The organism is Acidovorax sp. KNOB132 (assembly GCF_057541515.1).
In genome coordinates, this window is the sequence record NZ_BAAJYT010000139.1 from 1 (window position 1) to 9,807 (window position 9,807).

Sequence of the window (9,807 nt, forward strand, 5' to 3'; positions counted from 1 at the left end):
CGCGTGTCGCCGTGCACGATGAGCTTGGCGATCATCGAGTCGTAGAAGGGGCTGATGGCATCGCCCTCGCGCACGCCGTCATCGATGCGCACACCGCCGCTGCCCAGGGGCGCGCGCTCGAAGCTGGTGGCCGCGGGCTTGCGGTACACCTGCAGCGTGCCGGTGGCGGGCAGGAACTGGTTGTCGGGGTTCTCGGCGCAGATGCGCGCCTCGATGGCATGGCCGCCGATGCGCAACTGGTCCTGCGCCAGCGGCAACGGCTCGCCGCAGGCCACGCGCAATTGCCACTCCACCAGGTCCTGGCCGGTGATGGCCTCGGTCACCGGGTGCTCCACCTGCAGGCGGGTGTTCATCTCCATGAAGAAGAAGTCCATGGACCCATCGGCCCGCTGCTCCACGATGAATTCCACCGTGCCCGCGCCCACGTAGTTCACCGCGCGCGCAGCGGCCACCGCGGCGTTGCCCATCTCGGCGCGCATGGCCGGGGTCATGCCGGGGGCCGGGGCCTCTTCCAGCACCTTCTGGTGGCGCCGCTGCACCGAACAGTCGCGCTCGAACAGGTACACGCAGTTGCCCAGGGTGTCGCCGAACACCTGGATTTCGATGTGGCGCGGGCGCTGCACGTATTTCTCGATGAGTACCGCGTCGTCGCCGAAGCTGTTGATGGCCTCGCGCTGGCACGACGCCAGGGCGGCGGCGAAGTCTTCCGACCGGTCCACCGCGCGCATGCCCTTGCCGCCGCCGCCCGCGCTGGCCTTGATGAGCACGGGGTAGCCGATGCGGTCGGCCTCGCGCTGCAGCAGCGCAGGGTCCTGGTCGGCGCCGTGGTAGCCCGGCACCAGGGGCACGCCGGCCTTTTCCATGAGCTGCTTGGACTCGGCCTTCAGGCCCATGGCCTGGATGGCGGACGGGGGCGGGCCGATGAACACCAGCCCGGCATCCGCACAGGCCTGGGCGAACTCCTCGTTCTCCGACAGGAAGCCGTAGCCGGGGTGCACGGCCTGCGCGCCCGTGGCCCGGGCCGCGTCGATGATGCGCTGCCACTGCAGGTAGCTTTCCTTGGGCGAGCTGCCGCCGATGTGCACGGCCTCGTCGCATGCGGCGACGTGCTTGGCGCCAGCGTCGGCATCGGAGTACACGGCCACGGTCTTCACGCCGAGCCGGCGGGCGGTCGCGGCCACACGGCAGGCGATTTCACCGCGGTTGGCAATCAGGATTTTGGAGAACATTCAAACCACCTTCGCAGGACCGGAAAAAAGGGACGACACGCGCCGCAGCACGGCACGCAGGAATTTGAAAAGCACGATCAGCAGCAGCGCCGACAGCACCAGCATCACCACCAACGCGATGCCGAACAGCACCGGGTGCTGCGTGGCCATCCACACGACGGCCACCACCAGGCCGTCCTCGAAGAACGACAGCAGCCAGTTGGAGAACGGCTCGGGCGAGGTGTTGGCCGCGGCGCGCGTGGTCATCTTGGTGGCCAGTGCCGTGGCCGAGAGCGAGCCGCCCAGCAGCCCCGCGACGAGGCCCATGGTGGCGTTGTCGGCGCCGAACACGCCCGCGGCCAGCAGCGCGCCGCCGGGAATGCGGATGACGGTGTGCACCGCATCCCAGGCGCTGTCCAGCCAGGGCACCTTGTCGGCGAAGAACTCCACGCACAGCAGCAGCCCGCTCACGGTGAGGACGGCCGGGTGCTGCAACGCGTGCAGCCCGGCAGGCAGTGGCAGCCAGCCGCCCGCGCCCATGAGCCCCACGATGAAGACCACCGCATAGAGCCGGAACCCGCTGGCCCAGCCGAGCGCAGCGGCCAGCGCCAGCAGGCCCGGCAGGTCCATCGCCGAAGTGGCCTGGGCCGCGCCGGCCGCCACGTCGCGGGCGTGCCGGGGTCCACGTGCAGCCCTGCGGCGTGGAGCCACTGAACGATGTGCAGCCAGAGCGCTTCCATCTCAGCGCACCCGCAGATGATGGACCACCCGCAGCGCGGGGACCTGGCACGGCGTCACCTGCCCGATGGCCGCGGAGCAGGCCGCGCCAGCAGACGCCGTGGAACTGGCTTTGCCAGGCCACTGGCGGCGTCCCCCGGGGGGGAAGGCGCCGAAGGCGACACAGGGGGGATATCTCATGATTCCAGCCACGAGGGCTTGCGCTTTTGCAGGAAGGCCTGCACGCCCTCGCGGCCCTCGTCGCTGGCGCGGATGTCGGCAATGCCCTGCACCGTGGCGGCGATGAGCGCGGCATCGATATCGCGGCCCGCCACGTCCTGCACCAGCCGCTTGCAGGCGCGCACCGCTGCCGGGCTGGCGCTGGTGAGCGCCTTGAGCCAGGCATCCACCGTGTCGTCGAGCTGCTCGAACTCCACCACCGCGTGCACGAAGCCCAGGTGCAGCGCCTCGGCCGCGCCGAAGCGCTCGGCGGTCAGGAAATAGCGGTGGGCGGCGCGCGCGCCCATGGCACGGATCACATAGGGGCTGATGGTCGCCGGGATGAGCCCCAGCTTCACCTCCGACAGGCAAAAGCCCGCCGTATCGACGGCCACCGCCATGTCGCAGGCCGCCACCAGGCCCATGCCGCCGGCATACACGTCGCCCTGCACGCGGGCGATGGTGGGCTTGGGGCATTCGTAGATCGTGCGCAGCATCCCGGCCAGCGCGCCGGCGTCGGCCACGTTCTCCTCGCGCGTGTAGTCGGCCATGCGGCGCATCCAGTTCAGGTCGGCGCCGGCACAAAAGGCCGTGCCCTGCGCGGCCAGGACCACGGCTCGCACGCCGTCGCGGCTGCCTGCCTGCGCGAAGGCGTCGGTGAGCGCGGCAATGGTTTCGTCATTGAAGGCGTTGCGCAGATCGGGCTGCGCCAGCGTGATGCGCGCCACGGCGCCGTCATAGGCCGTCTGGACGGAATTCATGGGTTGGGTCCTCGGTGCTCTGGAGAAAAAGCCGGACGCGGATGCGGCCGGATGCGTGCGGCGGACCAATGCCGGGGCCTCATGGCGCCTCCCACACGACGTGGTCGTCCACGGCATACAGGTGGCAGGTCGCCGCCTTGGCGTTTTCGTTGCAGCGGGCCACCGCCGCGGCCATGGCATCGGCCCGGCCGTAGTAGTAGGCCCAGGCGCCGCTGGGCGCGATGGCGTAGGCCCGCGGCCACGGCGCCGCGAGAAACTTGCGGTAGCCCTCGCGCGCCGCATCGCGCACGTAGGGGATGGCCGACGCATCGGCGACGGGGTAGGCGTCGGTGGCCCGGGGCACGGCGCTGTCGTGCGGCATCATCGGAATGTGCGTCACCGGCCGGGACGGCAGGCCCAGGCCGGCCAGGAAGCGCTCCACCTCCGGCAGCCAGATCGGCACGCCGCTTTGCGAGGCGAACAGCCGGTGCGAATCGGTTCCGAACCGGCCATACGCCACCAGCTGCGCCCGCCCACCGGCGGCCACGTAGCGCGCGTACATGTCGCGGTACAGCGAGGTGGGCCAGTACGAATCGTTGTCGCCGTAGAACCACAGCGACGGCAGGCGCGTGCCCTGGCCGTAGGCACCGAAGGCGCTGGCCAGGTTGTTTTCCCAGCCGGGGCATTGCTCCTGCCGCAGCCCGCCGGCGAAATTGATGAGCCCGCGCACGCCGGGCGGGTTCAGCGTGCCCAGCGCCAGGGTGGTCAGGCCGCCGTGCGACTGGCCGACGACCACGATGCGCTGGCTGTCCGCATCCGGCAGGCGGCGCACGTAGGCCAGGGCAGCCTGCACGTCCTCGGCCTGGTTGCGGCCATTGCCTTCCACGTTGCAGCCGCTGCCCAGGTAGGCGCCCGTGGACCGCGAAAAGCCCTGGCGCATCGGGATCACCACAAGGTAGCCGCGCTCCACGAACACGCGGGCGGCCGCCAGGTAGCGCGCACGCTCCTGCAGGCGCGGATTGCCGTTGGCCTTGCCGTGGTTGATCACGACGACGGGAAACGGCCCCGTGCCCGCCGGGCGGTACACGGTGGTTTCCAGCTCGGTGGCCAGCAGCCCTTCGCCCTTGGGCACCATCACGATCTGCTCGCGCAGCGTGGCATCCAGCGTGGGCGGTGTGGACGGCGCCAGCTGCGCCAGGGCGGGCAAGCCGCCCAGCAGCAGCGCGCAGCGCAGCAGCCAGGCCAGGGCGTGTCGGCGGAGGGTCATGGCGGGATCTGCGTCGGAGTCTTCGGCGGGCTGGCGGTCACATGCGGAACAGGCCGAACTTCGTGTCTTCGATGGGCGCATTGCGCGTGGCCGACAGGCCCAGCGCCAGCACACGGCGCGTGTCGGCAGGGTCGATCACGCCGTCGTCCCACAGCCGCGCGGTGGCGTAGTAGGGGTGGCCCTGGCTCTCGTACTGCTGGCGGATGGGGGCCTTGAAGGCCTCTTCTTCCTCAGCACTCCACTGGCCGCCCTTGCCCTCGATGCCGTCGCGCTTGACGGTGGCGAGCACGCTCGCGGCCTGGTCGCCGCCCATGACGGAGATGCGCGCGTTGGGCCACATCCACAGGAAGCGCGGCGAATACGCACGCCCGCACATGCCGTAGTTGCCCGCGCCGAACGAGCCGCCGATGACGATGGTGAACTTGGGCACGGCGGCGGTGGCCACGGCGGTGACCATCTTGGCGCCGTTGCGCGCGATGCCCTCGTTCTCGTACTTGCGGCCCACCATGAAGCCGGTGATGTTCTGCAGGAACACCAGCGGGATCTTGCGCTGGCAGCACAGCTCGATGAAGTGCGCGCCCTTGAGGGCGGACTCGCTGAACAGGATGCCGTTGTTGGCGATGATGCCCACGGGCATGCCCTCGATGCGCGCGAAGCCCGTGACCAGCGTGGTGCCGTAGCGCGCCTTGAACTCGTCGAACTCGCTGCCGTCGACGATGCGGGCGATGATCTCGCGCACGTCGAAGGGCTTGCGCGTGTCCACCGGAATCACGCCGTACAGCTCATCCGCTATGAATTTAGGAGCAACAGAGGCATGCAATTCCCCGGCATGGGCCTTGTTTCTATTCAAATTGCGCACCGCGTTGCGGGCCAGCTGCAGCGCGTGCAGGTCGTTTTGCGCCAGGTGGTCAGCCACGCCGGACAGGCGCGTGTGCACGTCGCCGCCCCCTAAGTCCTCGGCCGTCACGACCTCGCCCGTGGCCGCCTTCACCAGCGGCGGGCCGCCCAGGAAGATGGTGCCCTGGTTCTTGACGATGATGGATTCGTCGCTCATGGCCGGCACGTAGGCGCCCCCGGCGGTGCACGAGCCCATCACGACGGCGATCTGCGCGATGCCCTGCGCGCTCATGTGCGCCTGGTTGTAGAAGATGCGGCCGAAGTGGTCGCGGTCGGGAAACACCTCATCCTGGTTGGGCAGGTTGGCGCCGCCCGAGTCCACCAGGTAGATGCACGGCAGGTGGTTCTGCGCGGCCACCTCCTGCGCGCGCAGGTGCTTCTTCACCGTCATGGGGTAGTAGGTGCCGCCCTTCACCGTGGCGTCGTTGCACACCACCATGCAGTCCACGCCGCTCACGCGGCCGATGCCGGCGATCAGGCCGGCACCGGGCGCGTCGTTGTTGTACATGTTGAGCGCGGCCAGGGGCGCCAGTTCGAGGAACGGCGTGCCGGGGTCCAGCAGCATCTGCACGCGTTCGCGCGGCAGCAGCTTGCCGCGGGCCGTGTGCTTGGCGCGGGCGGCTTCGCCGCCGCCCTGGGCCACCTGGGCGGTGCGGGCGCGCAGGTCATCGACCAGGGCGCGCATGGCGGCGGCATTGGCCAGGAAGTCGGCCGAGCGGGCATTGAGTTGGGATTCGAGGGTCATGCGGTGGTGCTTTCCTGCAGGCCGAGCTGTTCTTTCATGGCGTCGCGGATCTTGAATTTCTGGATCTTGCCGGTCACCGTCATCGGGAACTCGGCGACGAATCGGATGTAGCGCGGCACTTTGTAGTGCGCGATCTGCCCCTTGCAGAACGCGCGGATGTCGTCCTCGGTGGGCGCGGCCGTGCCGGGCTTGGGAATGATCCAGGCGCACAGCTCTTCGCCGTACCGGGCATCGGGCACGCCCACCACCTGCACGTCCTGCACCTGCGGGTGGCGGTAGAGAAACTCCTCGATCTCGCGCGGGTACACGTTCTCGCCGCCGCGGATCACCATGTCCTTGATGCGGCCGACGATGTTCACGTAACCCTCGACATCCATGGTGGCCAGGTCGCCGGTGTGCATCCAGCCGGCATCGTCGATGGCCTCGCGGGTCCTGGCCGGGTCGTCCCAGTAGCCGTGCATGACCGAGTAGCCGCGCGTGCACAGCTCGCCGCGCTCGCCCACGGGCACCACGGCGCCGGATTCGGGGTCGATGATCTGGATCTCCAGGTGCGGCTGCACCTGGCCCACGGTGGACACGCGCTTGTCCAGCGGCGTCTCGGTGCTGCTCTGGCAGCTGACCGGGCTGGTTTCGGTCATGCCGTAGGCGATGGTGATCTCCGACAGGTGCATGTCGCTCACCACGCGCTTCATCACCTCGATGGGGCACGGCGAGCCGGCCATGATGCCGGTGCGCAGCGTGGACAGGTCGAACTCGGCGAAGCGCGGGTGGTCCAGCTCGGCGATGAACATCGTGGGCACGCCGTGCAGGCCGGTGCAGCGCTCGGCCTGCACCGTCTCCAGCACCTTGAGCGGATCGAAGCCGTCGCTCGGGTACACGATGGCCGCGCCGTGCGTGAGGCAGGCCAGGTTGCCCAGCACCATGCCGAAGCAGTGGTACAGCGGCACGGGAATGCACAGCCGGTCCTCGGGGGTGAGCCGCATGCACTCGCCGATGAAGAACCCGTTGTTCAGGATGTTGCGGTGCGTGAGCGTGGCGCCCTTCGGAAAGCCCGTGGTGCCGCTCGTGAACTGGATGTTGATGGGGTCGTTGGCGTCCAGCGTGGCGGCCACGGCATCGATGCGCGCATCCTGCGCGTCGCCGCGCGCCATCAGTTCGGAAAACCGCAGCAGGCCGGGCGAGTCGTCGCCGCCCGCCGCGTCTCCCGGCGCACCGTCGATCCACACCACCGTGCGCAGCTGCGGCAGCCGGTCGGACTGCAGTGCGCCAGGCGTGCCGGCGGCCCACTGCGGCGCCAGTTCGCGCAGCATGCCCAGGTAGTCGCTGGTCTTGAAGCGCGCCATGGTCACCAGCGCCTTGCAGCCGACCTTGTTGAGCGCGTATTCCACTTCCGACGTGCGGTAGGCGGGGTTGATGTTGACCAGCACCAGGCCCACCTGCGCGGTGGCCAGCTGCATGAGCACCCATTCGGCGTTGTTGTGCGACCAGATGCCCACCCGGTCGCCCGGGTTCAGGTCCAGCCCCAGCAGCGCGCTGGCCAGGCGGCGCACCTCGGTGTGCAGCTGGCCGTAGGTGTAGCGCAGGCGCTGGTGCACGCTCACCAGCGCCTCGCGGTCCGGCTGGCGCTGCGCCATGTCGCTGAAGAAGGCGCCGATCGTCTGCTCGATCAGGGGCACCGCCGTGCTGCCGCGTGCAAAGGCGGAAGTCAACGGGGCGGTCGGGCTCACTGGGTCCATGGCAATGTCTCCTCGTGTGGCACGCCCCCGGCCCGGCCGGGAACGGCGATGGGCCGCAGCATACGCCCGCCCGGGCCCGGACCGCATGACAGATGGGGTCACAAAGGTTGCAATATGCGCCACACAAGGCAAACTCCCCCCATGCCCGAACCCGCCACCGCCCTGCCCCGCACCGCCCCCCACGCGCCCACCGCTGCCACGCCCATGGCCTTCGTGCGGGCCATCGTGCAGGCCTACACCCAGCGCGGCATGGACGCCTCGGCCGTGCTGCGGCAGGCACAAATCACGCCATCGGACATCGCGCATCCGCACGGGCGCATCACGGCGCTGCAGATGGAGCAGCTCTCCGACGGCGCCATGCGCGAACTGGACGACGAGGCCCTGGGCTGGTTCGGCCGGCGCCTGCCCTGGGGCAGCTACGGCATGCTGGCGCGGGCCTCGATCAGCGCGCCGCACCTGGGCCTGGCCCTGCAGCGCTGGTGCCGCCACCACGGCCTGCTGACCGACGACATCGCCCTGCACCTGACCAGCGACGGCGCCACCGCCACGCTGGCGATCACCGAACACCGCGACCTGGGCACGCTGCGCGAGTTCTGCTTGGTCTCGATGCTGCGCAACGCGCTGGGGCTGGCCTGCTGGCTCATCGATTCGCGCCTGCCGCTGCAGGGCGCGGATTTTCCTTTCGCGCCACCGCCGCACCAGGCGGCCTATCCGCTGCTGTTCGCCGGCCCCATCGCCTTCCGCGCGCCGCATGCCGCGCTGCGCTTCGATGCGCGCTATCTGGCGATGCCGCTGCAGCGCGACGAGAACGCGCTGCGCACCATGCTGCAGCGCGCGCTGCCCCTGACCGTGCGCCAGTACCGGCGCGACCGCCTGCTGGTGCAGCGCGTGCGGCAGGCGCTGGCAGCCGACACTGGCACGCTGCAGGGCGCGGACGCGCTGGCCGAGCGGCTGCACCTGTCGCCGCGCACGCTGCACCGCCAGCTCAAGGAAGAAGGCGCGTCGCTGCAGGCGCTGAAAGACGAGGTGCGCCAGCACCGCGCCATCGAATGGCTGCACCGCACCGACCGGCCGATCAAGCAGGTGGCGCAGGCCGCGGGCTTTCTCAACGAAAAGAGCTTCATCCGCGCGTTTAGGGGCTGGACGGGGCAGTCCCCCGCCGCGTTCCGCCGCGCCGCCCGGCTGGCGGGCGGGGGTGGATTCGGCCAGGGCGTGTGACCTAAGCCTTGCCGGCGGCGGCCTCGTCAGGAATGGGGCGCACGAACAGCTTGGCATAGCTGCGCAAGGTGCCCGATTGCGACAGGTCGTCGGTGATGAACGCCCGGTACTTGGCGCTCAATGCGTCGCCCGACGCACCGCTGCCGTGGTTGACCTGATCGAGAAAATCCTGCCGCATCTGCTGCAGTTGCGCGTGCGACATGCCACGGTCCTTCAGCGCCTGGAACGCCGCCTCCCGCTTCATCCCGGCGAGGGCGATGGGCTTGGCTCCTGCGGCCGCGGGCACCGCCGCCGGCGCTTGCTGCACCTGGGCGGAGAACTTCGGCGCCTCCTGCCGCCCGGCGCCCGCATTCGGCCGGGGACCTGCATTCGGCTTGGGCTCCGCGTTCGGCCTAGGCCCGGCATCGGCCTGGGGACCGGTGTCTGGCTTGGGGCCGGCATCCGCCTTGGCACCTGCGGCGCCCGCTTTCGGCGGGGGCGGCAAAGCCGTCAGAAAATCCACCACACCGGCGGTGTCGTTCAACAGCAACTGCTTCAGCTCCGGCTCGGTGAAGTTCTCGCGCAGCCGCTGCCAGTTCTCGGCACGGACCTCGGGGCCCTTGCCCGGGGCATGGCCGCCCAGGATCGCCACGAGATCCTTCAGCCTCGGTGGGTCCATGCGATCGATTTCATGCAGCTGGAACACGGCCAGCACCTGGGCCGCAGGCGATTTCGGCAGTGCCGGCGTTGTCAGGAACTTCATCACGGCGGCAGTCTTCTTCAGCAGCAACTGCTGCAGTTCAGGCCCTTTGAACTGGCTGCGCAGCAGCTTCCAGTTCCGGACCAGCAGCGCCGGGTCCACGCCCAGGGTGCGCCCGCCCATGAGCTTCGTGAACTGCTTGACCTGCATCGGGGTCATGCGGTCGACTTCATGCAGCGGGATGCTGGACAGCACCTGCGCGACCGTCGGCTTCACCGGAACGATCGGTGGCGCGCCCGGCCGCCGGGCATGGGCGCTGGCGTGTCCCGCGAACTTCTGCGGCGCAGGCCCCCGGCGGTCGGTGGCGGTGGCGCTGTCGGC

7 protein-coding genes and 1 pseudogene are annotated in these 9,807 nt (G+C 69.8%); 1 reads left to right on the top strand and 7 read right to left on the bottom strand.

The genetic code is table 11. The annotated features are described in order from the left end of the window. The 6 genes and pseudogenes from AC27IO_RS16135 to AC27IO_RS16160 all read right to left on the bottom strand — a co-directional run. The coding region (locus AC27IO_RS16135; RefSeq protein WP_498739658.1) for an acetyl-CoA carboxylase biotin carboxylase subunit at window positions 1-1,229 on the bottom strand (1,229 nt) is incomplete at its 3' end. Then, window positions 1,230-1,948: pseudogene (locus tag AC27IO_RS16140) on the bottom strand (DUF4126 domain-containing protein). It lies immediately after the preceding gene. Between the two features lie 174 nt (window positions 1,949-2,122). Then, window positions 2,123-2,905 (bottom strand): enoyl-CoA hydratase/isomerase family protein, encoded by a 783-nt coding sequence (locus tag AC27IO_RS16145; protein WP_498739659.1) that lies wholly within the window; start codon window positions 2,903-2,905, stop codon window positions 2,123-2,125. 79 nt (window positions 2,906-2,984) lie between these two features. Continuing rightward, window positions 2,985-4,151, bottom strand: a complete 1,167-nt coding sequence (locus tag AC27IO_RS16150; protein WP_498739661.1) for a dienelactone hydrolase family protein — start codon at window positions 4,149-4,151, stop codon at window positions 2,985-2,987. A 37-nt stretch (window positions 4,152-4,188) separates the two neighbouring features. Continuing rightward, window positions 4,189-5,793 (bottom strand): carboxyl transferase domain-containing protein, encoded by a 1,605-nt coding sequence (locus tag AC27IO_RS16155; protein ID WP_498739663.1) that lies wholly within the window; start codon window positions 5,791-5,793, stop codon window positions 4,189-4,191. Then, a complete protein-coding gene (locus AC27IO_RS16160; RefSeq protein ID WP_498739665.1) occupies window positions 5,790-7,529 on the bottom strand; it encodes an AMP-binding protein in 1,740 nt (579 codons plus the stop codon). Before AC27IO_RS16160 ends, AC27IO_RS16155 begins: the two co-directional genes overlap by 4 nt. A 141-nt stretch (window positions 7,530-7,670) precedes the next feature. On the opposite strand from AC27IO_RS16160, the gene AC27IO_RS16165 reads away from it, so the two are divergent. Further along, complete coding sequence (locus AC27IO_RS16165; protein WP_284429625.1) at window positions 7,671-8,747, top strand: AraC family transcriptional regulator; 1,077 nt, start codon at window positions 7,671-7,673, stop codon at window positions 8,745-8,747. Window position 8,748: 1 nt separating this feature from the next. Here the strand turns inward: AC27IO_RS16165 and AC27IO_RS16170 are convergent. Beyond that, the coding region (locus AC27IO_RS16170; RefSeq protein WP_498739667.1) for a hypothetical protein at window positions 8,749-9,807 on the bottom strand (1,059 nt) is incomplete at its 5' end.